General features: G+C 68.6%; 23 protein-coding genes and 3 pseudogenes. 12 read left to right on the forward strand and 14 right to left on the reverse strand.

The features are described from left to right. Positions 1 to 111: 111 nt before the first annotated feature. From LK06_RS10475 to LK06_RS10500, 7 genes and pseudogenes are all read right to left on the reverse strand, one after another. Positions 112 to 831, reverse strand: a pseudogene (locus LK06_RS10475) (ISAs1 family transposase); the annotation flags it as partial. 88 nt (positions 832 to 919) lie between these two features. Then, positions 920 to 1,147: pseudogene (locus LK06_RS35040) on the reverse strand (transposase family protein); the annotation flags it as partial. Between the two features lie 187 nt (positions 1,148 to 1,334). Beyond that, positions 1,335 to 1,577 (reverse strand): hypothetical protein, encoded by a 243-nt coding sequence (locus LK06_RS10480; RefSeq protein ID WP_071659290.1) that lies wholly within the window; start codon positions 1,575 to 1,577, stop codon positions 1,335 to 1,337. A 13-nt stretch (positions 1,578 to 1,590) separates the two neighbouring features. After that, the gene (locus LK06_RS35230) at positions 1,591 to 1,839 is read right to left on the reverse strand and encodes a Fic family protein (RefSeq protein ID WP_411572767.1); all 249 of its coding nucleotides are present in this window, start codon (positions 1,837 to 1,839) and stop codon (positions 1,591 to 1,593) included. 320 nt (positions 1,840 to 2,159) lie between these two features. Then, positions 2,160 to 2,906, reverse strand: a complete 747-nt coding sequence (locus LK06_RS10490; RefSeq protein WP_174673845.1) for a class I SAM-dependent methyltransferase — start codon at positions 2,904 to 2,906, stop codon at positions 2,160 to 2,162. Continuing rightward, positions 2,903 to 4,375, reverse strand: coding sequence for an asparagine synthase-related protein (locus tag LK06_RS10495; RefSeq protein ID WP_174673846.1), 1,473 nt, complete (start codon positions 4,373 to 4,375; stop codon positions 2,903 to 2,905). The genes LK06_RS10490 and LK06_RS10495 overlap by 4 nt, the downstream gene beginning before the upstream one ends. A 473-nt stretch (positions 4,376 to 4,848) precedes the next feature. Next, positions 4,849 to 5,076 carry a hypothetical protein gene (locus tag LK06_RS10500; RefSeq protein ID WP_234367392.1) on the reverse strand — a complete coding sequence of 76 codons (228 nt, stop codon included), beginning with the start codon at positions 5,074 to 5,076 and terminating at the stop codon, positions 4,849 to 4,851. Between the two features lie 149 nt (positions 5,077 to 5,225). On the opposite strand from LK06_RS10500, the gene LK06_RS10505 reads away from it, so the two are divergent. From LK06_RS10505 to LK06_RS10520, 4 genes are all read left to right on the forward strand, one after another. Next, positions 5,226 to 6,566 (forward strand): NsdA family TPR-like regulatory protein, encoded by a 1,341-nt coding sequence (locus LK06_RS10505; RefSeq protein ID WP_174673847.1) that lies wholly within the window; start codon positions 5,226 to 5,228, stop codon positions 6,564 to 6,566. 527 nt (positions 6,567 to 7,093) lie between these two features. Next, positions 7,094 to 7,276, forward strand: a complete 183-nt coding sequence (locus LK06_RS10510; protein ID WP_234367393.1) for a hypothetical protein — start codon at positions 7,094 to 7,096, stop codon at positions 7,274 to 7,276. Beyond that, entirely contained in the window at positions 7,273 to 7,476 is a 204-nt protein-coding gene (locus LK06_RS10515) for a helix-turn-helix domain-containing protein (RefSeq protein ID WP_043410111.1), read from the forward strand. The genes LK06_RS10510 and LK06_RS10515 overlap by 4 nt, the downstream gene beginning before the upstream one ends. Then, positions 7,476 to 8,783, forward strand: coding sequence for a tyrosine-type recombinase/integrase (locus LK06_RS10520; RefSeq protein ID WP_043432362.1), 1,308 nt, complete (start codon positions 7,476 to 7,478; stop codon positions 8,781 to 8,783). The genes LK06_RS10515 and LK06_RS10520 overlap by 1 nt, the downstream gene beginning before the upstream one ends. Positions 8,784 to 8,863: 80 nt before the next feature. Here LK06_RS10520 and LK06_RS10525 read toward each other — a convergent pair whose 3' ends face one another. The 5 genes from LK06_RS10525 to LK06_RS10540 form a co-directional block, all read right to left on the reverse strand. Then, positions 8,864 to 10,015, reverse strand: a complete 1,152-nt coding sequence (locus LK06_RS10525; protein ID WP_234367286.1) for an ISAs1 family transposase — start codon at positions 10,013 to 10,015, stop codon at positions 8,864 to 8,866. Positions 10,016 to 10,237: 222 nt separating this feature from the next. Beyond that, the gene (locus tag LK06_RS10530) at positions 10,238 to 10,756 is read right to left on the reverse strand and encodes a hypothetical protein (protein ID WP_052318998.1); all 519 of its coding nucleotides are present in this window, start codon (positions 10,754 to 10,756) and stop codon (positions 10,238 to 10,240) included. After that, on the reverse strand, positions 10,753 to 11,115 hold the full coding sequence (locus tag LK06_RS33095) for a hypothetical protein (RefSeq protein ID WP_159025288.1): 363 nt from the start codon (positions 11,113 to 11,115) through the stop codon (positions 10,753 to 10,755). Before LK06_RS33095 ends, LK06_RS10530 begins: the two co-directional genes overlap by 4 nt. A gap of 184 nt (positions 11,116 to 11,299) precedes the next feature. Continuing rightward, complete coding sequence (locus LK06_RS10535) at positions 11,300 to 11,590, reverse strand: DUF7848 domain-containing protein (protein WP_089516725.1); 291 nt, start codon at positions 11,588 to 11,590, stop codon at positions 11,300 to 11,302. After that, complete coding sequence (locus LK06_RS10540; protein ID WP_052318996.1) at positions 11,580 to 11,924, reverse strand: hypothetical protein; 345 nt, start codon at positions 11,922 to 11,924, stop codon at positions 11,580 to 11,582. The genes LK06_RS10535 and LK06_RS10540 overlap by 11 nt, the downstream gene beginning before the upstream one ends. A 110-nt stretch (positions 11,925 to 12,034) precedes the next feature. Between LK06_RS10540 and LK06_RS10545 the strand changes: the two genes are divergently transcribed. Then, positions 12,035 to 13,237: an NsdA family TPR-like regulatory protein gene (locus LK06_RS10545; RefSeq protein ID WP_043434619.1), complete on the forward strand. Its 1,203-nt coding sequence runs from the start codon at positions 12,035 to 12,037 to the stop codon at positions 13,235 to 13,237. 505 nt (positions 13,238 to 13,742) lie between these two features. Here the strand turns inward: LK06_RS10545 and LK06_RS10550 are convergent. Continuing rightward, entirely contained in the window at positions 13,743 to 14,636 is an 894-nt protein-coding gene (locus LK06_RS10550) for a winged helix-turn-helix domain-containing protein (RefSeq protein ID WP_052318995.1), read from the reverse strand. Positions 14,637 to 14,801: 165 nt separating this feature from the next. Between LK06_RS10550 and LK06_RS10555 the strand changes: the two genes are divergently transcribed. From LK06_RS10555 to LK06_RS10585, 7 genes and pseudogenes are all read left to right on the forward strand, one after another. After that, positions 14,802 to 15,155 (forward strand): SCO3933 family regulatory protein, encoded by a 354-nt coding sequence (locus LK06_RS10555; RefSeq protein WP_043434617.1) that lies wholly within the window; start codon positions 14,802 to 14,804, stop codon positions 15,153 to 15,155. Beyond that, positions 15,152 to 15,340, forward strand: coding sequence for a hypothetical protein (locus tag LK06_RS10560; protein WP_043434615.1), 189 nt, complete (start codon positions 15,152 to 15,154; stop codon positions 15,338 to 15,340). The genes LK06_RS10555 and LK06_RS10560 overlap by 4 nt, the downstream gene beginning before the upstream one ends. A 1-nt stretch (position 15,341) precedes the next feature. Next, the gene (locus tag LK06_RS10565; protein WP_043434613.1) at positions 15,342 to 16,733 is read left to right on the forward strand and encodes a cell division protein FtsK; all 1,392 of its coding nucleotides are present in this window, start codon (positions 15,342 to 15,344) and stop codon (positions 16,731 to 16,733) included. Between the two features lie 36 nt (positions 16,734 to 16,769). Next, positions 16,770 to 17,489: a DUF2637 domain-containing protein gene (locus LK06_RS10570; protein ID WP_086083265.1), complete on the forward strand. Its 720-nt coding sequence runs from the start codon at positions 16,770 to 16,772 to the stop codon at positions 17,487 to 17,489. A gap of 151 nt (positions 17,490 to 17,640) precedes the next feature. Continuing rightward, positions 17,641 to 19,086: a replication initiator gene (locus tag LK06_RS10575; RefSeq protein ID WP_043434607.1), complete on the forward strand. Its 1,446-nt coding sequence runs from the start codon at positions 17,641 to 17,643 to the stop codon at positions 19,084 to 19,086. Beyond that, positions 19,086 to 19,310, forward strand: coding sequence for a helix-turn-helix domain-containing protein (locus tag LK06_RS10580; RefSeq protein ID WP_043434604.1), 225 nt, complete (start codon positions 19,086 to 19,088; stop codon positions 19,308 to 19,310). The genes LK06_RS10575 and LK06_RS10580 overlap by 1 nt, the downstream gene beginning before the upstream one ends. Then, a pseudogene (locus LK06_RS10585) lies at positions 19,310 to 20,608 on the forward strand (tyrosine-type recombinase/integrase). The gene LK06_RS10580 and the pseudogene LK06_RS10585 overlap by 1 nt, the downstream one beginning before the upstream one ends. 100 nt (positions 20,609 to 20,708) lie before the next feature. On the opposite strand, the gene LK06_RS10590 reads toward LK06_RS10585, so the two are convergent. Further along, on the reverse strand, positions 20,709 to 21,203 hold the full coding sequence (locus tag LK06_RS10590; protein ID WP_159025289.1) for a hypothetical protein: 495 nt from the start codon (positions 21,201 to 21,203) through the stop codon (positions 20,709 to 20,711).

Here is a 21,203-nt window from a genome sequence, read left to right on the forward strand (position 1 = left end):
CCGCCGCAGTCCGGCGGCGATGTTGGTGGCGCCGTTGAGTTTGTGGGCGCCGATGGCGAGGTTGCGCCAGGTCGCCATCGCCCGGGGTGCGTTGCCGGTCCGCAGTTGGGAGGCGTCCTCAGCGAAGGTCACGTCTCGCGTGTGGTGCAGGGCTTCGATCTTCCAGTGGTCCTTGATCAAGGCGGCGAGCTGAGTCGGGGCGGCCTGCTCGGCGCTCAAGCTGGTGACGGCGTACACGGTCTTGATGGTGGTCTTGCCGGTCCTGCGGTCGGTGCGCCGCCGCTTGAGCTGGATGGCCTGGCGGGCGCCGGGGAAGAGCAGATTGTTCACGGTGGCGACCTTGATCCTGCGGATCTCGCTGCGGCCGTGGCCGACGCCCTTGACTCTTCCCTGGAGCGGGATGTCCTTCCAGGGCAGGGCCTTGAGCTGCGCACGGAGCTTCTTCGCGTTGCCCTTGACGATGACGATGTAGTGGGCGCCGCGTCCGAGCAGATAGGTGGCGTGGTCACGTTGGGTGTGGAGCGCGTCGGTGGTCACGACGGCTCCGGCGAGGTCGGCCACCGTCTCCAACAGCGGCTGGAAGCAGGTGATTTCGTTCGTCTTCTCGCCGACGTCCAGCTGGGCCAGGACCAGGCCGGAGGTGTGGTCGAGCGCGGCCAGCAGGTGGATCTTGCGGCCGTCGGCGCGGGCCGCGCCACGCAGGCTCTTGCCGTCCACGGCCAGTCCCTGCAGAGCGGTGGGCTTGCTCGGGTGGGTTCGCCGGTCGGCGAGCCAGCGCCCGACCGCGACGTCCAGCGCGTCGGCATCGATCCGGGCGAGCAGGCGGCGCACGGTGGTTTCGGCCGGCCGGCCGGCTGCGCTGCGGCATCACCGGGTCAGGGCGGATGCCGAGCTGCTCAAGCACAGCATCGGGGGCGTCGGCGATCCACTCGCCGACCGCCAGCAGCGAGGTCGCTCCGGCCAGGACCGCACAGGCCGTCAGTGTGAGCACGACGGCCAGAGCGTGGCGCACTCCGCGTGGATCACGGGGGTCAGGGACGTCGGTCAGGCGCTCCAGTAGCCCCGGCACTTCTGCCGAGGCGGGCGCGCGGTGGGCGCGGAGTTGGTCAAGAGCGGCAGGGATCGGGGATGATGCGTCGGCAGGCACGGTCTTCCATCGGGATCACGGGGCGTCGAGAACTCCATGATCTTGGAAGCCGTGCCTGCTTCGCCTACCACCTCGCTGTATCTGACTTTTCGTCACGAACCGGACCCCGTCCGACTACGCCGAAGCCCTACCGTCAAGCCCCGCGAGGCCCCGCTGGAATCGCTCCGGCGGGGCCTCGCAGCATTCGTCAGGAAATATCAACCAGCCATTCCCAGTCATTTCGACGCTCGCGCAGTCGATCGAGTGCTTGTTCGAGACAGGAATCGAGATTTGAAGATTCAGCCCGAATGAATCCTTGCTCTCCCATGGCTGGCCCTGACATAACTACAGTCCATGGCTCGCCGCCCTCTGCCATCCTCTCGTCATCCACCTTGATGATTACGGTGACACCCGAGCGGCCAAGCCTTTCCATAAGCTGCTCGATATCCATTACCCAACTCCTGTTAGTAGCCCCTCAAGGCTGACGAGATGTCATCAATGCTGTGCAGCTGACCCTTGCCGACCCTGTCGATGACACTGCGCAAGTCCTGCGATGTCGGCCCACTCGTGACACCATTGCGCTCCATCAGCTGCTCCACGACCGCCTGCGCAGTTCGCTTATTTCCATTGTTGAACATATGGCTTCCTGCAATGTCCCGAATGACAACCGCAGACTTATCCCAGAAGCTGTTATACCTACTTGCGTTGATCATCGTATTCTCGGGAGAACCACTCAAAAGCGTTTCTCCGCCAAATCCGCGGTTGATCCCGGTGATTTCATCCGGGGTTACGCCTGCCTTGAAACCGCCCAGACCGCACGCAGGCCCGGTGTTGTGAACGAGTACCGGCGTGGTACCGGCCAGTACATAGTACGTGTGCTACGCGGTACCCCTCTACCTGCTTTTTCGCTGGTCAGGGTGGGTTTTGCGTTCCGCTGGTGTCCGTCGTTGTGCGGGGGAATCCGTGGGTGTTGCCGTCACTACTGCCGTCAGGAGCGGGCGGCTGGCACTGGTGCCATTTCTCGCCCCGCCGGTCACCGCGGAGTTGGTCGGGCCACCGTGTACGCGGTGGGGCCGGTAAGCCCTGTCCCTGTGCCGTCGAGCATGTCCAAGACCTCGAAGCCGGCACCCTCCGCGTAGCGTTCCAACTCACGGGGGAACAGGACGCGCCTGCGGATCTCGTCTCGCGCCTCGTCGCCCGCGGGGAGCGCCCAGTGCCGATGAATGGTGTTGATCTGGGTCCGCAGGTCCCACGTGTGGCGGATGGTGACGGTGGCGGGGCCTCTCGGGGTGTCCACCGTGGCAGTGGTCGGCTCGGTCCGGGTGATCGGGGCGACGGGGGAACACAGCACGAGCAGCGCTCCTGGCTGGGTATGTGCCGCAAAGGTGGCGAACACCTGGCTGATCGCCTCGTTGTCGTGCACGTAGGCGAGGCTGTTGCCCATACAGGTCACCACGTCCATGCGCTTGCCGAGTCGCACGGTGCGCATGTCGCCGGTGCGGATGTCCAGCCCGGGCCGGGCCTGGTGGGCGTAGTCGACCAGGCCGGGCTGGAGGTCCACGCCGATGCACTCGAAGCGCTCGGCCAGGATCTCCAGGTCCCGGCCGGTACCGCATCCGAAGTCGACCAGGGTCCGGGCGTCCGGCCTGTGCAACTCGATCAGGGTCTGGCACATCTCAGCGCTCGCGCTGTCGGACTGGACCACGTCGTAAAGTGCCGGATCGCGGTACAGGAGGTTGGTGGCTTCCACTTGCTCGGCTTCCGTGTCGGGGCTGGTCACATGAGGCTTCGCAGCCCGACCTCCAGGGCGAGCACATCGCACAGCAGATCGGGGACGACCGGCGCGGAGTCGGCGTTCCTCCCCGCCTTGGCGAGAGCCTTGCCGTCAACGTAGCCAAGGTCCACCAGGATGGACTCCTTCAGCATGTCGTCCAAGACCGGCAAGCCGTAGGAACGCAAACCCTTCTCCAGGACGGCCAGGAAGTTCTCCGGTTCGGCCGGCGCGGCCACCCACTCGGGCAGCCCGGCCCGCCGGATCCGCTCGCGGAACAACGCCTTGCCTCGCTTGTGCTCGTGCGGTAGTTGCTCCATGAACCGCACGATCCGCGGGTGCGCGAGCGGACTCACCGGCCAGATTCCGGCCCGGAGGAATCCGGGGTTGTGCATCCCGAACGCCATCAGGGTCGGGACGGGCAGCACCGGAATGGGGGCCAGGTGCTCGTTGACTTCGGCGAGCGCTCGGATTGCTTTATCGCCGAGCCACAGCACGGGTTCCGGCGTCGGCAGTTCGGCCCGTGTCCTGGAGTGGTGGGCGTTGATCTCGTCCCCGCCGCTGCCCGTGAACATGACCTCGCACCGCCGGGCGGCTGCCTGCTCGCGCACGACATTGAACGCCTCCTGGTAGAAGGCTCCCGCCGGATCGTGCGGCCTGCGCAGAGCGCGCACGCCGCCGGGGCAGAAGGGTGGGTGCTGCATGCCGAGAGTGGCCGTGTCTCGGAAGGCACAGTGCTCCACAAGGGCCCGACGCCGCTCGCCCTGTTGCCTGCCGGTGCTTCCTCCCACCAGCAGGCCGAAGCTGTGCACCTCGGGGAAGCGGGCTGCTTTCACGGCCAGGGCGACGTTCGCGGAGTCCGCGCCGCCGGACAGTTCGACGCCCACGCATCCGGTTGCTGTCGGCGCCTGGCGGATTACGTCGGTCAGCAAGTCGTCCAGAGCCATGAGTGGATCAACGCCGGGCCGGAGCGTACGTGGTTCAAGTACGTGTTCGGCGGGGTCGGGGTAGTGGATGCTGAGTCCCGAAGGGGTGAACGTGGCCGCTGCCCGTTCGGTGAGGCGGTAGACGCCTTGGAAGAGCGTCTCGGACGTGTAGCGGTGCTGCCTCGTCAGCGTGCGGGCGACAACGCGGGGCACCAGGCGGTCGGCTCGCAGATGCGGTCGCAGCAGCGTCAGGTCCCAAGAGGCGTGGAGCTCGCCAGCCTTCTCTGCCAGGTAGAGCGGGGCTGTGCCGAAGACGCCCGCCGCCAGGCGGGCTTGTCCGGGCTCCATGGTGAGTTCGACGAAGTCGGCCTCGTCCCGCTTGCACTCCTTCACGCGGACCCGTACGCGCGGCGCTTGGTCGTCGTTGACCTCCATGACCAGAGCGGACACGTTCGCGGGCTCGATCCAGCTCTCGCCGTTGGTCCAACGGCCGCCCTGTGATCTCCACTTGGGTTCCTGGAGATCGGCCAGGCGCAGACGCATCGACAACATGTAGTCCCCTTCCGATGTCGTGCGGCGGGGCGGGGCCGCGCACGGCCCCGCCCCGCCTGGCGTCAGCCCTGGATCACTTGCTGCAGTGGTCGCCGTTGTTGTCGCCGCCGCCCGGCATCTTGTCGAGCAGCGCGGCTTCGACGGCCGGGACGCCGGTGATCAGGTCGCCGGTGAACAGCTCGTCCACGTTCATCGTTTTCTCCCTTACGGTTTTCAGTGGACTCCGCGGCGGATGCTGCGGAGTTGGACCCGTCCGGCTGCCGGACCCTTGCGAAGAAGGCAGCCGGGCGGGGTGCCCACCGCTTCCGGCGGCGGGCCCTCCCTCGTCACAGGTGGGGAGCCTGGATGCGTGACGGGGAGGAGTCAGGTGGGTGTGGATGCGGCGGCGACGCCCAGGACGAAGCCGACCGATCCCGAGATGGTGATGATCAGGACTGGTCCGGCGTAGCGGCCGGCGGCTGCGGCTAACCGGTTCACAGCCGCTCTCCGCGGCTGCGCTGGTTGGCTTCGCGTACTGCGACGCTCAGCTTCTCCGCGCCGTACTCGGGCGTGGCACTGCGGTGCTGCGGGCAGAGACACGGCGAGAACCGGTTCGAACCCGGCGGCAGGTCTGCGCCCTCGTAGGTGTTGATCCTCAACACCCCGTCCATGCCTCGCTCCTCGGTCATCCGGGCCAGACGGGCCCGTGCTTCGCTTCTCATCCCTCAGCCCTTCAGACGACGGCTGCGGCGAGGACTCGCCGTTCCCTGCTGCCTCTACGCAACCGCACGACCACGCTCAGCGGTACCGTTGCCGCAGCGTCAGGACTTGAAAGCCTTGAAAGTTCGCAAGGGCAGGGGGAGTTGAGGGCATGGCTAAGCGTGAACCGAACGCGGCGCTCGGGCGCATGCTCTCCGAGAGCCGTTGGACTCACCGCCAGTTCGCGCGGGCGGTGAACCGCGTCGGTACGGAGACCGGAGTCCCTCTGCGCTACGACGAGTCGGCGGTGAGCCACTGGCTGGGCGGCACCGTCCCTCGGGGTGCGGTGCGCGGATGCATCCTCGAAGCTCTCTCCCGCCGCCTCGGCCGCCCCGTCACCCATGCCGAGGCCGGGCTGCCCGTTCCACGCGATCGCTCCCCCGCGGCTGCGGATACCGTGGAAGGGGTGATCGACCTGGGGAGGCTGGATATGGACCCGTCCCGCCGCAGCGTCCTGGGTGCCGGCCTGTTCTCCGTGGCCGTCACCATTCCTGGCTGGCCTGATGTAGTCGGGCGTGCCGATGCCATTCAGTCCGGCCGCACGAGTCGCATCGGCATGAACGAAGTGGACATGGTCATCGCCATGACCGAGCGTGTTTCGGAGCTGGACGACGAGTTCGGTGGCCGTCACGCACGCCCCATGGCGGCCTCGTTCATGGTCAACACCGTGGCCTCCTACCTGCGCGCCGACGCACCCGAGGACGTACGAAAGGCGATGCTGTCCGCCGCCTCGGACCTGCTGTACCTGACCGGCTACATGGCCGTGGACGAAGGTCTGCACGGTCTCGCGCAGCGCTACTACGTCAAGGCTCTGGAGCTGGCGGGCGCGGCCGAGGACCACCTGACGTACTGCACCACCCTGCGGGGCATGAGCGTCCAGGCAGTTGACCTCCGCCACGGGGCGAAGGCCATGGAGCTGGCCGACGCCGCTGCCGCCGCCTCCCCGAAGGCCGGTCCTCGGATGCTGGCCTTCCTCGTCGGCCAGCAGGCGCACGCCGCCGCGCAGACCGGCGACCGTACGGGTGCGCTGCGCTACATCCGGGAGGCCGAGGCTGCCATGAACCGTGCTGAGTCACGCGGCAAGGCGTTCGGCTCGTATGACCCCTCTTCGCTCAACTACCACGTCAGTCAGGTGCGTTACGAACTCGGTGACAAGGCCGGAGCCGTCGAAGCCATGCAGCAAGCGGACCGGCTCCGCCCCAGCGTGTACCAGCGCACACGAGTACACCGTCGTGGCCTGTTGGCAGAGCGGCAGTTGGAGCTCGGCCATCTGGAAGCGGCGTGTGCCACCTGGCACCAGGCCCTCCACGACTACCCCAAGGTGCAGTCCGGCCGTGCCGACGAACGCGTGAAGGCGATGTTCGGTCTCTTGCGCCCTCATCTGAAGAACGCGACGGCGCTCGACTTGTACGACCGAGCGCGGACGCTCGCGCCACCGTCGCTGGTCGCCTGATCTCCGTCGCACCTTCAAGCTCGGCCACAGAAAGTCAGCCACGACGGCGGGTGCGCCAAGAGATCACCCGCCACGTGTGCTTCCAGCAACCCCGCACCGGCCTCAACCACGCCGCTTCCTCCCGTCACGGCATCCGCCCTTCTCCTGCGTGGCCGTTTGGCAGCGGGCTGGGCTGCTCGATCTGTGGCCTCGCCTGTGACCGCACCCCTCGACGATCGCGGCTTTCGGCTGCCGCGACCTGACGTGGTGCTGTGCGGCGTTCGGCGGAGTCGGCCTGGCGGCGCCGCTGCAGGCCGATGCGGCTGCTTCCGGGATCGGGTTCGGCTCGCTTGCCTGCCACTGCGCGCCGAGTGGCCGGTGGGCGTCGCCAGCGGGGCGGCAGACAGGAGCGGGCGGCGGTCACCGGCCGCCGGCGCGCGGCGGCCCGCGCAAGCGGGACGCCCTTCTTGATCAAGTAAAGAAACTCTGAACAGCTCACCCTGTCGCCCCATCTGGTCAAGGTGTCAGGCTGACCGTCAGGGGCGCTGTTGTCGGCGCTTCTTCGACTCGGCCAGTGCGGCTTCAAGCACGACCCGGACACCACCCTCGTCGTCGGCCACTGGACCTACCTCGGCACCGGCTACAGCCCCGGCGGCGCACTCCTCGCCGCCGCCGTCTGGCACCGCAGAGAACTCACACGGCAGTTCGCGGCCGAAGGGGGCTGCGGATGACCACGGCCTCCGAACGGGCGCCGGAGGAACTGCTGACGGTGCCGCAGGTCATGGACCGCCTCCAGCTCGGCCGCTCCGCCGTCTACGACCTGCTCCGCACCCGACAGCTCGCCTCGATCACCCTCGGCCGCGCCCGCCGCATCCCCTCCCACTCCCTCACCGACTTCATCCGCACCCGACTCGAACAGGAAGCTGCCTGATGGCCACGCCCCGAGACATTCCCGGCTCCCGCCGTACCCGCGCCAACGGTGACGGAACCGTCTACCAGCGCAAGGACAGCCGCTGGGAAGCCGCCGGATACGTCCTCGCCCCCGGCAACACCCGCCGCCGTGTTCGCGTCTACGGCACCACCCGGAAGGAGGCCCTGGCCAAGCCCACCGAGAAGATCGCCAACAGCAACCGCGGCCTCCCCGTCCCCTCCGCACAGGGCACCGTCGGCGCATACCTGACCTACTGGCTGGAGAACGTCGCCGTCCACCACCTCCGCGAAACCACCCACACCCGCTACACCGCCTGCGTCCACCGCTACCTCATCCCGGGCCTGGGCAAGAAGAAGCTCGCCAAGCTCACCGCCAAGGACGTCCGCACCTGGCTCGACCAACTCCGCACCACCTGCCAGTGCTGCACACGCGGCCTCGACACCGCCCGCGACCAGCCGCAGTGCTGCGCGATCGGGCAGTGCTGCCACAGGCGGCTGTCACCGCTGACGCTGGCCTACGTGCACTCCGTCCTCAAGTCCGCCCTGGAGCACGCCGTCCGCGAAGAGGAGATCCCGCGCAACGTCGCCCGCAACGTCCGCATGGGCACACCCCGCCCCCGCCGCTTCGAACCCCTCACCACCGAAGAAGCCCGCGCCTTCCTCACCGCCACCGACGGCCACCGGCTCAGCGCACTGTTCGAACTCGCCCTGCGCACCGGACTACGCAAGGGCGAACTCCTCGGCCTGCGCTGGGAGGACCTCGACCTGGCCGGCGGCACCGCCAGCATCCGCCGTACCCTCCAACGCACCAACAGCGCCGGCCTGACCGCCCTGCCGACCAAGACCCAGAGCTCGGAACGGCGCATCGCACTGCCCACCGAGTGCCTGCGCTCCCTCGAACAGCACCGCGACCGGCAGGCCCAGGAACGCGAGGCTGCGGGGGCGGGCTGGAAGGGGACTGGTTACGTCTTCACCCGGCCCGACGGCTCGCCGATCGAGGGTGCCACGCTCACCCGGCACTTCAACGCCCTGCTCCGCCGGGCCGCCTTGCGGCGCATCCGCTTCCATGATCTCCGGCACTCGGCGGCGACCCTGCTCCTGGAGCAGGGTGTCGAACTCGTCGTGATCAAGGAACTGCTGGGCCATGCCCACATCGGCGTGACCGCGACGGTGTATGCCCACGTCCGGCTCCGCCTCCAGAGGCAGGCCATCGACACCCTCAGCAACGCGCTCTGCCACCCAGCCGACGGTAGTCCGGAGCCCCGCGACGGCGACGAGCCACCGCTTTGTGCAGCACCCGTCCGCTGACGTTGCCGTCAACTACTGCCGTCAGACACCCAGAGGGCAGGGCTGTTGCAAAGTCTTTTGATCTTGCGTGGGAGCGCTGGTCAGGCAAGGCCGAGGAGGTCCAGTGGTCGGCGGAAGCCGTCGTAGGACATCTCGCGGAGTCCGGCCGCGATGTTCGCGTGGCCGGAGGCTCGCAGTGTGTTGATCGCGAAGCTGCGGAGGGTGGCCATGTTGTCCGGGCCGTGTCCGGTTCGGACCGTGGAGGCGTCCTCGGCGAAGGCGGTGTCTCGGACGAAGTGGAGACGGTTCTCGATGATCCACTGCGAACGGACGATCTTCGCGATGCGCTCGGGGGAGGCTTCGCGGCTGGCCAGGTCCGTGATGACGTAGACCGTCTCGCGGCTGCGTTTGCCGGTCTTGCGCTGAGTGCGGTGCCGGACGATCTTCGCGACCTGGACCGCGTGGGGGAAGTCGACGCCGAGGTCGGTGATGGTCAGGGCCTGCACGACGCGGGTCTCCAGGCGTCCGTGGGCATCGGTGCGGTCGTAGAACTTCGCACTCGCCTTCTCCCAGGGCAGGGTGGCGAGTTGGCGGTGCAGGTTCTTCTGGTTGCGCTTCACGGTGAAGGCGTAGTGCGCCTTCTTCTCCTCGACGAGGAACCGGGCGTGATCGCGCTGGCAGTGCAGGGCATCCGCGGAGACCGTGACGCCGGTCAGGTCGTAGGGCGCCAGCAAGGCATCAAAGCAGGTGATTTCGTTCGTCTTGCCGGGGACCCGCAGTTGGGTGACGGTCAGGCCGGCGCCGGTGATCGCGGCCAGCAGATGGGCGGCCGGGATCTCGCCGTGGCGCGAGCCGCGGGCGCTCTTGCCATCCACCGCGAGGGTGTCCGCCCCGGCCGGATCGGATCCGAGCAGGTCGGCGAGCCCGCCGGGGCAGGCGGCGTTCAGGACGCGGCGGATGGTCGCCGCACTCGGCGCGATGCGCACGTTCAAGACCGTCGTGGCGCGGGCGCCGAGCCGGGCGAGCGTGTCCTGCGGGGCGCTCGCTGCCCACTGGCCGATCGCGGCGAAGGAACGGGCTCCGGTCAGCACCGCCGAGCAGGCCACCAGCAGCACGCTCACGAACGAGTGACGCTTCCCGCGCCGATGCCGGGGGTCGGCCAAGGTCCGCAGCCGCAGGGCCAGCGGTCCGATCAACCGGTGCTGACGGGTGGGCGACTTGATCAGACAGACGGTGGCAGACTGACGGCACATCGAAGCTCCGGGCGGTGCGGGCGACTTGATCGGTCACCGGCATCAACCGGAGCTTCGTTGCGTACGGACCGGGCCGACCGCGCATCGTCATACCGTCGCGACCTGCGCACTCACGTGATCACCGGGACTTTGAAACCGCCCTGGCCGTCACCCCACCCAGAAGCCCCGCCAGGATGCACCTGACGGGGCTTCAATTTTGCTACCGGGATCCGCGCACGCCGCTCACGAGATCGGGACTGCCCGCCTGGGAAAATCACGCGCCACGGAAATCGACCAAACGTCCCCTATTCCCGGTCGCCCCACTCCTCCAGCCTCAACCGTCAATACGTGCACGATTGCGCCTGACTCCGCTATCGAGAACCTGGCATGAGGCTCCTGGATGCGGTCTCCGATCCGATCCAAATGGATTCCTTCAGTGGCTAGCATCCCCTCAAGGTCGTCGAATTTGATCCGCGACTCAAACTTCCCGAATTTTCCGATCAGGAAGTTCGGCACAACATCAACTTCCCCCATCGCCAGCCTATGGATTTGAAGGCTCAATTCGATGCATTGCCACCCCTCACTCCCCCTAAGAAAAGAGAGCTCCACCAGTCCGAAGTCGCGACGCATTCTCCCCTTGCGCACGTCGTCAACATAGCCCTGACCAAGTTTCGCTTCCCAGGCGTCAGGCTGCCCGTTCAATCCGAGACCTTGGACGGTCCCAGACCTCAGGACCTCGACACAGAACCGGAGGGCGCTCATCCAAGTTTCTCCAGATTCTTGATCAGGAAATGCATCTCCGCAGCACGGTTGGACTGCATTCCAAATTCGCCGGCGTTCATGCTGTTGCGTGCAGAGGTGGCCTTCTGGATGATGTCGGCCCTGAGGTCCGGATTGGAATGGATCTCATCCAGCACCTTTTGAACCTCCTTCGGACTTGCAGTTCCACTTCTCAGGCGAATTGCTTCCGCGCCAATTCCACCCTTGTCGTCCGGGAAGATTCGGACTTCACTCTTTCCGATATGAATGTGAGCACCCTTCGTTGCCCAGTCCTGATAGGCAACCGAAGCGTGAATACAGTTGCTGTTGTGAACGAGAACGGGCGTCTCGCCCGCCAGCACATAGTACGTGTGCTACGCGGCCCCTCTCCATCTGCGTATTCGCAGATCAGCGGTGGTTTCGGGTTCCGCTGGTGTCCGTGGTTGTGCGGGGGAATCCGTGGGTGTTGCCGTCGCTACTGCCGTCAGGCGGTGCGGGCCGCGCGGTCGTGCTGACGGTGACGTGGTGTCGTCGGTGCAGGGGACTTTACTGCCATGCGCCGGGGTCGGCGCGGAGGAGGGTGCGGGTGGTCTGTTCGTACAGCTCGTGGCCGGTGGCGGCGCAGTGTCCGGCGATCCAGCGGGTCAGCTCGTCCGGGGTGTGCAGGGTGCCCGAGGTGGCACCGCAGTTGCTTTCCTCGCCGGTGACACAGACCGCCGCGACGGTCGGCACGGCCAGGGAGTCGGGGACGGCGGTCACGTGGTACTCGCGGAAGCGGTAGCGCCCCCGGGCAGCACTGCGAACCGGTGCGTCGGCGTTCGCGGCGTCAGGCATCATCGTCCGCCTCCTCGCTGGGGTCCGGGAGGCGTTGTCCGCGTGAGTCGGCGACCCGGAGTGCGTCGGCGAGGGCTTCGGTCAACCGGCGGGCCAGCCAGCGGTATTCGGTGGCCGACAGGATCTTCGCGCCGGGGGCCGTGGTGTCTCGGGCGTATGCCAGCAGCTCCGTACCCATGCCGAGCTGAATCGACTCGATGCTGTCGGCGAGGGTGGCGACGTAGCCCTGGCCGTCGGTGCTGAGGTAGCAGGGCTTCCCGTCGGCGGTGGCCCACGGCAGCAGGCGCGGCCCCTGCATCGCGGGACCCTCTGGCCACGGTGTCGCATGCTCAGCCATCGTGTTGCCCTCTCCTCGACTCGACCCGGGGGTTGCTGATCAGCGTCCCGCTGGCGTGGACCTTGCGGAGGAGCCAGCGTGTCTGCCTTGCTGTCTGCCAAGCTGGACTGGTGCGGGAGACCATCGGGGAACTGGTCAGGCGGCTGCGTCTGGCGCGCGGTTGGAGCCAGCGGCGGCTCGCCGAGGCGCTGGCTGAGGCTGCTCCTGGGCGTGTTCCGCCGACACGTAACGACGTGTCCCGTTGGGAGATCGGGACGCGGTCTCCGCGGGAGTGGCTGCCCTTCCTGGCGCGGGTGCTTCAGGTGCCGCGCGAGATGCTGGAGATGGCGAAGGCCGTGCAGCCGGTCGAGCCAGCGCCGCGTGTCCGGTCCGTCGCCGACTTCCTGCCCGAGGGCGACCCGCTGGCCCCGCTGCGTACTCGTACGGGCCGTCGGATCGGGGCCGGGCAGGTGGCCGACCTGGCCCAGCGGGTCCATGGCCTGCGGCTAGCCGATGACGTGGTCTACGGCAAGGACCTGATCGGGCCCGCGCTGCGCGAGCTACGGGCGGCGGTGAAGCTCTACCGCGAAGGCACCCACACCGAAGGAGTGGGGCGCGAACTGCTGCGGGCGATTGGAGAGTTGGCGCAGATCGCCGGGTGGGTGGCCTCCGATGCGGGGGAGCATGCCGAGGCGGAGCGCATCTACCGGCTGGGCATGAGCGCCGCGCAGGCCGCCGGGGACGGCGTGCTGTCCGGGAACGTGGCGGGCTCGCTGGCCTACCAGTGGAGCAACACCGGCCGGACAGCCGACGCAGTGGGACTGGCCCAGGCCGCGCTCAAGGACGCGGGTCCGCACGCCCCGGCGAAGGCTCGCGCCCTGTACCTGGACCGTGTCGCCTGGGCGCATACCCGGGCCGGGCAGGACCGCCCGGCGATGACCGCCCTCGGGGAAGCCGCCGAGGCCCTGTCCGAGGACTCGGCCGGCACCGTATCTCCGTCGTACCTGTACTGGATGGACGCCGGGGAGTTGCAGGTCATGGAGGCCCGCGTCTACACCGAGCTGCACCGTCCGCTGCGGGCCGTGCCGCTGCTGACGGACGTGCTCGGACGCTACGACGCCAGCCACGCCCGGGAGTTGGCGCTGTACCTGTCCTGGCTGGCGGTGGCCTACGCCGACGCCAACGAGCCCGAGGCCGCAGCCGGGACGGCTGCCCGGATGCTCGCCCTGGGCCAGAGCGGCAGCGAACGCACGGCGGAACGCACGAGGATCGTGCTCGATCGGCTGCGGGCCTATCGCAACGTGCCCGAAGTCGCCGAACTGCTGGCGTCCTGAGCGCCCCAGAGTCGGCCGTCCGCCGACCGGAGTCGGCCTCCGGCAGAGTCCGGGCCTGAGTGGGAGGGGATCCCTCGTCGGTCGGGCAGCTTCGCCGTGCCAGGGTTCCCCGGGGGCCGCCAAGGCTCACTTCGTGACGCGTGCGCTCGGCCTTGGCGGCCCCCGGGGGTTCCTGGTACGCCTCCGGTGACCGGGCGGCGAGGGACCCCCTCCCGCGACCACGAACCTCACACCACGACGAAGCCGCACCCGCACGCGGTGCCCCCTGCCCCTCGGAGGGAGGGCCGGGGTCTGGGGCGGAGCCCCGGAAAGGGTTCGCTGTGTGGGTTGTTGCGCGCCCGGACCGGCGGGGCCGACGGCAAGCGGGGCGGAGACAGGAGCGGGCGGCGGCCCCGCAGGGCCGGAGCGCGCGCGGCCCGCGACAGCGGGCCGCCTTGATCAAGTAAAGAAACTCTGAACAGCTCCCCCGAGCTGGGTGCCCCGCTGCCCCGCCGGTGCGGGTGGTTCAGCGTCGGCGTCTGCCTTCGTTGAGTCGGTCACGCAGGCGCTGAGCCCTGGCGGCGGTCTCCTCGGGCGTGTAGTTGCCGCTGAGTCGCTTGCGTTGCTCCATGACGGCGCGCATGGCGTCACGGTGGGCGGCGGCGGCTTCGAACTCGGTGCTGGCCTTCGCAAAGCGCTCCTCGGCGGCTTCGAGTTCGGCGGCTACCTCGTCGTCGCTCTTGCCGCTGAGTCGTACCGCTTCCTCGTCCGCCCGGTGCTGGGCCACCATCTCCTCCAGCCCCTCGTTGTAGCGCTTGAGGAACTGATCGCGCGGGCTGGGCTGGCGGACGAAGACGCCCCGGCCCTGCACGGAGTAGACCAGCCCTTCTTCCTTGAGGACCCGCAGGGCGTTCTGCGCGGTGGAGTTGGCGATGCCGTACTGGGCTTGCAGGTCGCGGGCGGACGGGAGCTTGGCGCCCGGTGCGAGCCGACCGTCCTTGATCTGCTTGCGGAGTTCGTCCGCGGTCCTCACGTACGGGGGGCGGGGATCGTCAGGGGGACTGTCGGCAGTCTGCCAACCGCGCCGGAGGGTGGCGAGACCGGTGTACTCGGGATCGGACTCGCCGGGATCAACCTCGTCTTCCTCTGCTGTGACGACCTCGGCGTCGGCGGCCGCGATCGGCTTCGGGGCGCGGACGTAGCTGCCTCGGCCCAGGACGGAGTAGATCAGCCCCTCCTCCTTGAGGAGCCGGAGGGCGTTTTGGACGGTGGAGCTGGCGATGCCGAAGCGTCGTTGCAGCTCGCGTGCGGCGGGGAGCCGCTCGCCGGGGCGCAGCTCGCCGTCGTGGATGGCGGCGCGCAGGACGTCGGCGGCCTGGACGTACGGCGGCCGGGGGTCCTCTCCCAGGGGCAGCTTCATGGCACGAGGGTAGCGGCGTCGGCACTCGCGGCACACCCGGGCGTCCTCGGCGTTCCAGCCGTATCGGCGTATCGATACGAATCGAGTGTTGCGTGTGTAGCGAGCGTGCCGCTATGGTCATCGCGAGTCGATCAAGCGACTCCACCGAACAAGGGGTGTGATGGCATGGCCATGACTCGTATCCGTGTTGCTCTGCTGCCGTCGGCGGTGTGCATCGCGGGCACCGAGCCGGTGCTGAAGATCAAGGACCAGCAGACCGGAGAGGTCGCCACCGACCGCGAGACCGGAGCGTCGCTGCATACGGTGATCGTGATGCTCATGGAGGACGGCCGGGCCGAGGTCCTGAAGATCACCGTCCCGGAAACCGGGCTGGCGGCCGGGCTGAAACCGGGGGCGATGGTGCGGCCCGTGGAGCTGTTCGCGACCCCGTGGGCGCGGATCTTCAACGGGCAGCTCTCCGACGGCGTCGCCTACCGCGCCGCCCGCCTGGAACTGGTGACGGCGGAGGCGACCCAGTGATCCGCCGCGAACACCGCACGCCGGAGCGGGCGTTGACCCCGCTCCGCCCCCTGCCGGGGACTGAGGGAAAGGCCACGTTCGCCGTCTCGGCCGCAGTTCTCGAACTGCTCGGCCTGAGCCCGGAGCAGGCGGCACGCCTGGACCTCGGCGACGCGCTCCGCCTGATACGCGAAGAAGGGGTCTGACATGCAAGCCGTGACGGACTACGCGCCGTACGCGCTGCCGATCGCGACCGTACTGGTCAGTGCGTGGCTGCTGACAACGGCGGTGCGCTACGTGCGGGCCGACCGGGGCACGCGGGTCAGCATGCGGCAGGCCGTCCGGGTCCGCTGGGGCTGGGTACGCCTCGCCCGGATGGCCGGGCTGACGGTCACCGACAAGACCCCGAGCCTGCTCGCGCAGATCACCGCGCAGAAGGACAGTCCCCCACCCGCGCCTCGGGTGCTGACTCCGAAGATCAAGGTCAAGCCCGACCCGTACGGGGTGATCGTACGGGCCCGGACACTGCCGCAGGTGGGACTGGAGGAGTACCAGAAGTCGGCCCGGTTCCTCGCGGACGCCTGGCGGTGCACGCGGGTCTCCGTCCTGCCGGACGGCCCCGGCAGGGTGGTGATCCGGGGCGTGCGTTCCGACCCGTTGACCACGCCGACCACCCACCGGCCCACCGGTCTGCCCCTCGCGGATCTGACCCGCTGGGAACTGGGTGTGGATGAGTACGCCGCCCAGGTGTGCGTGTCCCTGGCGAATGTGCCCGGGGTGACGGTGGCCGGCGTTCCTGGCGCGGGCAAGACCTCGGGGGTCAACAGGTTCGTCTGTGACTTCGCGCCCTCGGCAGCGGTGCAGATCGTGACGGCGGACGGGAAGGTGTCGCGCGCCTCGGAAGGGGATTACGCCGACCTGGTCAAGCGGATGTTCGCGTTCTGCGGGGACGACCTCGACGAGGCGAACGCCCTGTTCAAGCGCTTGGTGGAGCTGCGCAAACGGCGGTCCTCGGTGATCCGTGACGTGCTGGGCGTGAAGAACATGTGGCACGTCGGCCCCTCACCGCAGTGGCCGCTCACCGTCCTGATCATCGATGAGGCGCACACGTACTTCCGCGAGTACAAGGGCAGCGACGCCACCACCAAACGGCTGGCCGCGCTGACGGCGGAGAACGCCCGGCTGGTGGAGGACCTGGTCAAGAAGGGCCGCAGCGTCGGCATCCTGGTGATCCTGATCAGCCAGAAGACCACCGGCGACGCCATCCCCACCTTCATCCGCGACGTGTGCCCCATCGGGCTGTCCTTCGCGCAGAAGACCGTGGAAGCCGCGGTGGCCGCCCTCGGCGACGACATCCGCAACTGGCCCGACGCCAGCCCGGTCACCTTGCAGGACCCCGCCTACGTCGGCGTCGCGGTGATGGCCATGCAGGGCCGCCCCGGCTACACCCGCATCCGCACCCCCTACGTCTCCGACGCCGACGCCGCCCGCGTCGCCGAAGCCACCTCGCACCTGACCGCCGACCCGGACCTCTGCCTGGACGCCCTCCTCGCCTCGCCCGGCCGGACGGCAACGTCCACACCCTCGCTCACCAAGTGATCCCGAAAAGCACACACCAGAAGGGAGGTTGAGATCATGACGGAGGAACGGTTCACCCGGCGCACCGTGACCGTGGTCATGGCGGTCATCGCGGCCCTGGCCTTCGTCTTCTCATTCGGCAACGTCTGGGCCCTCGCACTGCGCCTCGGCGTTCCCCACCCGATCGCGCCGCTGATCGCGCCCATGGTGGACCTGTCCGTCGTCGGACTCCTGGTCGCCCTGCGCTTCCTCGCCCTGCGCGGCGTACCGAAGGCGGAATTGCGGGCCGGTACCCGGCTGCTGCACCTGTGCGGCCTGCTCACCCTCGCCCTGAACACCGCCGAACCGCTGCTGACCGGACGCTACGGACGGGCCTGCCTGGACACCGTCGCCCCACTCCTGCTCCTCGGCTGGGGCCACGTCGGCCCCGCCTTCCTCGCCCAGTTCCACACCCTCACCCACCCCACCCCGCCCCCGGAGGCCGCCACCGCTTCTGTCTCCGAGCTGGTGCCCGATGAAGCACCCGCACCCGAGCCCCCGACACCCACCCCGATCGAGGAACTGGAGCCCACTCCGGCTCCGGCTCCGCCCGCCGCCGTCGCGAAGGCAACTCGGCCCGCCTCAAGCCCGGCGCTGCCTGCCGCGCTGCTGGACGCGGCCCGGCGCATCGCGGACAGCCATCACGCCGAGCACGGAACACCGATCACCGCCGCCCATCTGGGCACGCGCATGGGCATCGCCCTGCCGGTGGCGACCACCGCACTCGCTCAACTCTGAGCCCCGGCCCCCCACCGGCCGCATCCCCCTCGCTGAACCCACGCCCACCCCCGGGCCTGGTTCGCCATGCCCCGAACAGCACCAACACGCCCACAGATCCGGCTGGTTGCTGCTCGGGGACCCCCGCCCGAACAGAAGGGACACGCCCCGAATGGTCACCCTGGACCTGCGCCACGTGGCAAGCCCCGCCGTACGGGACCTGCTCCACCTCGTCAACCACCCCGACTTCGACCGCGCACAGCAGCAGATCGAACACCTCGGCGGCTGCACCGACCCCGTCCGCCTGACCGGCCACACCACCACCGTCGACACCACGACCGGCGAGGTACTGCGCTCCTACACCTCCTCCGAGGAGCCCACGGGAAGCCTGCTCACCGCGTGCGGCAACCGCCGCGCCTCCCGCTGCCCGGCCTGCTCCCGCCTCTACGCCGCCGATATCTACCACCTCATCCGCGCCGGCCTCTCCGGCGGCAAGACCGTCCCCGACACCGTCCGCACCCATCCCCGTGTCTTCGTCACCCTCACCCCGCCGTCTTTCGGCCCCGTCCACAACCGCCTCACCACCCCCGGCGGCGACATCCGGCCCTGCCGCTGCCGCAAACTCCACGAGCCCACGGACGCCCTGCTCGGCACGCCACTGAAACCGGCGACGTACGACTACACAGGCGCGGTCCTGTTCAACGCCCACGCCTCGACCCTGTGGGCCCGCTTCACCACCTACCTGCGCCGCGAGATCGCCGCCGCGCTCGGCATGACCCAGAAGGATGCCCACGCGGTCCTGCGGGTCTCCTTCGCCAAGGTCGCCGAGTACCAGCAGCGCGGCCTGGTCCACTTCCACGCCGTCATCCGACTCGATGGCCCGGACGGCAGCAGCCAGCCCCCGCCGCCGTACGCCACCGTCGCCGTACTCACCAAGGCCGCCCGCGCCGCCGCCAAGCGGGTCCGCGTCACCGTCGCCTCAGATGCGATCGGGGATCGCGAACTCGGCTGGGGCGAACAGTTCGACGCGCGCGAGATCGCCTCCTTCGGCACCGACGCCGAATTCACCGACCAGGCCGTGGCCGCCTACGTCGCCAAGTACGCCACCAAGTCCGCCGACGCCTCTGGCGCCCTCGACCACACCCTCGTCTGCCGCCCCTGCCAGGGACGCGGCGCCACCCTCCTGCCCCACGGAACCCCGCTCCCGTGCACCGCCTGCGGCGGCACCGGGCAGGCCCGCCCTCTGACCAGGCTCCCCGTCGCCCGCCACGTCCGGCAGATGATCCGCACCTGCTGGGAGCTCGGCAGGCTGCCCGAGTTCGCCCACCTCAAGCTGCGGAAGTGGGCGCACATGCTCGGCTTTCGGGGCCACTTCTCCACCAAATCCCGCAGCTACTCCACCACTCTCGGCGCGCTGCGCGACGCCCGCCGCACCTGGCGCACCGAACAGGCCCGCCCCCACGAAGGCCTGCCCGAGTCCGACCCGACGACCACGCTCGTCGTCGGTCACTGGGACTACCTCGGCTCGGGCTACAGCCCCGGCGCCGCACTCCTCGCGGCCGACGTCTGGCACCGCAAGGAACTGGAACGGCAGTTCACGGCCGAAGGGGGCTGTTGATGGCCTCGCCCCCGCCTACCGCCCTCCACGTGGAGGCGGCACCGGCGCTGGAGCTGCTGACGGTGCCCCAGGTGATGGCCCGCCTCCAGCTCGGCCGCTCCGCCGTCTACGACCTGCTCCGCACCGGCCAGCTCGCCTCGATCACCCTCGGCCGCGCCCGCCGCATACCCACCCACTCCCTCACCGACTTCATCCACACCCGCCTCGAACAGGAAGCCGCCTGATGACCACACCCCCCGCCTCCCGCCGCGTCCGCGCCAACGGCGACGGAACCGTCTACCAGCGCAAGGACAGCCGCTGGGAGGCCGCCGGATACGTCCTCGCACCCGGCAATACCCGCAAGCGCATCCGCGTCTACGGCACCACCAGGAAGGAGGCCCTGGCCAAGCTCACCGAGAAGATCGCCGCCAGCAACCGCGGCCTCCCCGCCCCCTCCGCGCAGGGCAGCCTGGCCGCATACCTGACGTACTGGCTTCAGAACGTCGCCGTCCATCAGCTCCGCGAGAACACTCACACCCGCTACGCCGCCGTCGCCCGGCTGTACCTCATCCCCGGCCTGGGCAAGAAGAAGCTCGCCAAGCTCACCGCGAAGGACGTCCGCACCTGGCTCAACCAGCTCCGCACCGCCTGCCAGTGCTGCGTACGCGGCCTCGACACCGCCCGCGATCAGCCCCACTGCTGCGCCGTCGCAAAGTGCTGCTCCAAGCGACTCTCACCGCTGACGCTGGCCTACGTGCACTCCGTCCTCAAGTCCGCCCTGGAGCACGCGGTACGCGAGGAGGAAATCCCCCGCAACGTCGCCCGCAACGTCCGCACCGGCACACCCAGACCCCGCCGCTTCGAACCCCTCACCGCTGAAGAAGCCCGCCAGTTCCTTGCCGCCGCACGGGGGCACCGGCTGCACGCCCTGATCGAACTCGCTCTGCACACCGGGCTCCGCAAGGGCGAACTCCTCGGCCTGCGCTGGGAAGACCTCGACATGGCCGGCGGAACCGCCAGCATCCGACGCACCCTCCAGCGCACCAACTCCAGCGGCCTGACCGCCCTCCCGACCAAGACCCAGAGCTCGGAGCGGCGGATCGCACTGCCCACCGAGTGCCTGAGCTCCCTCGAACAACACCGCGAACGGCAGCTTCAGGAACGCGAAGCGGCGGGAACCAACTGGAAAGCGAGCGGCTACGTCTTCACCCGGCCCGACGGCTCCCCGATCGAGGGCGCCACCCTCACCAGGCACTTCAACACCCTGCTCCGCCGCGCCCAACTGCGCCGCATTCGCTTCCATGATCTCCGACACTCGGCGGCGACCCTCCTCCTGGAGTAGGGCGTCGAACTCGTCGTGATCAAGGAGCTGTTGGGGCACGCTCACATCGGCGTCACCGCCACCGTGTACGCCCACGTCCGGCTCCGCCTCCAACGCGACGCCATCGACCTCCTCGGCCACGCCCTCCGTGGCCCAGCCGAGCCCGCCACGCGCCCCGACGACGGCGACGAACCACCGCTCTGCGCGGCTCCCGTCCGCTGACGTTGCCGTCAACTACTGCCGTCACGGCACCCAGAAGCCCCGCCAGGAACACCTGGCGGGGCTTCATATTTGCTACTGGAACCATCGCGCTGGCCTTCGGTCAGGCCATCTCCTGAGACACATCAAACGCCATGGGCACCTTTCCGCGGACGACCCTCCAGACAGGATCTTGCTTCACCGATTCGAGCCACCCGCCGAACGGACCTTGGCCTTCAGCGAACCACCAAGAGCTGTGACTCTGAATTGAGTCCAGGTCAGAATCCACTCGGTAGCGATATTCGAGCTGAACCTGCGAGTACGCTTCATGTTCCCCGTCAGCATCAACGAGTTCCAGCTGACGCACAAAGCTAACGACGAAAGTTGGATCAGGAAACCAATTCACCTGGCCGTACTGGAACAGGAACCCGTCGGAATCGGTGCGATCCGGGACGTCGAACTCAATCAGTTCGAAATCACGAATAGCGGTAAACAATTCCTCGACAGTCGGAACTACTTGACCAGACCTCGCTTGATCAAGGATGTCCTGCACCACGCCAAGTGCAGAGTTGATTGACCGCCGCATTACTAGCTCCACTTCGATTATCCTGAACGCCAC

It is taken from the genome of Streptomyces pluripotens, from assembly GCF_000802245.2.
GTDB lineage: Bacteria > Actinomycetota > Actinomycetes > Streptomycetales > Streptomycetaceae > Streptomyces > Streptomyces pluripotens.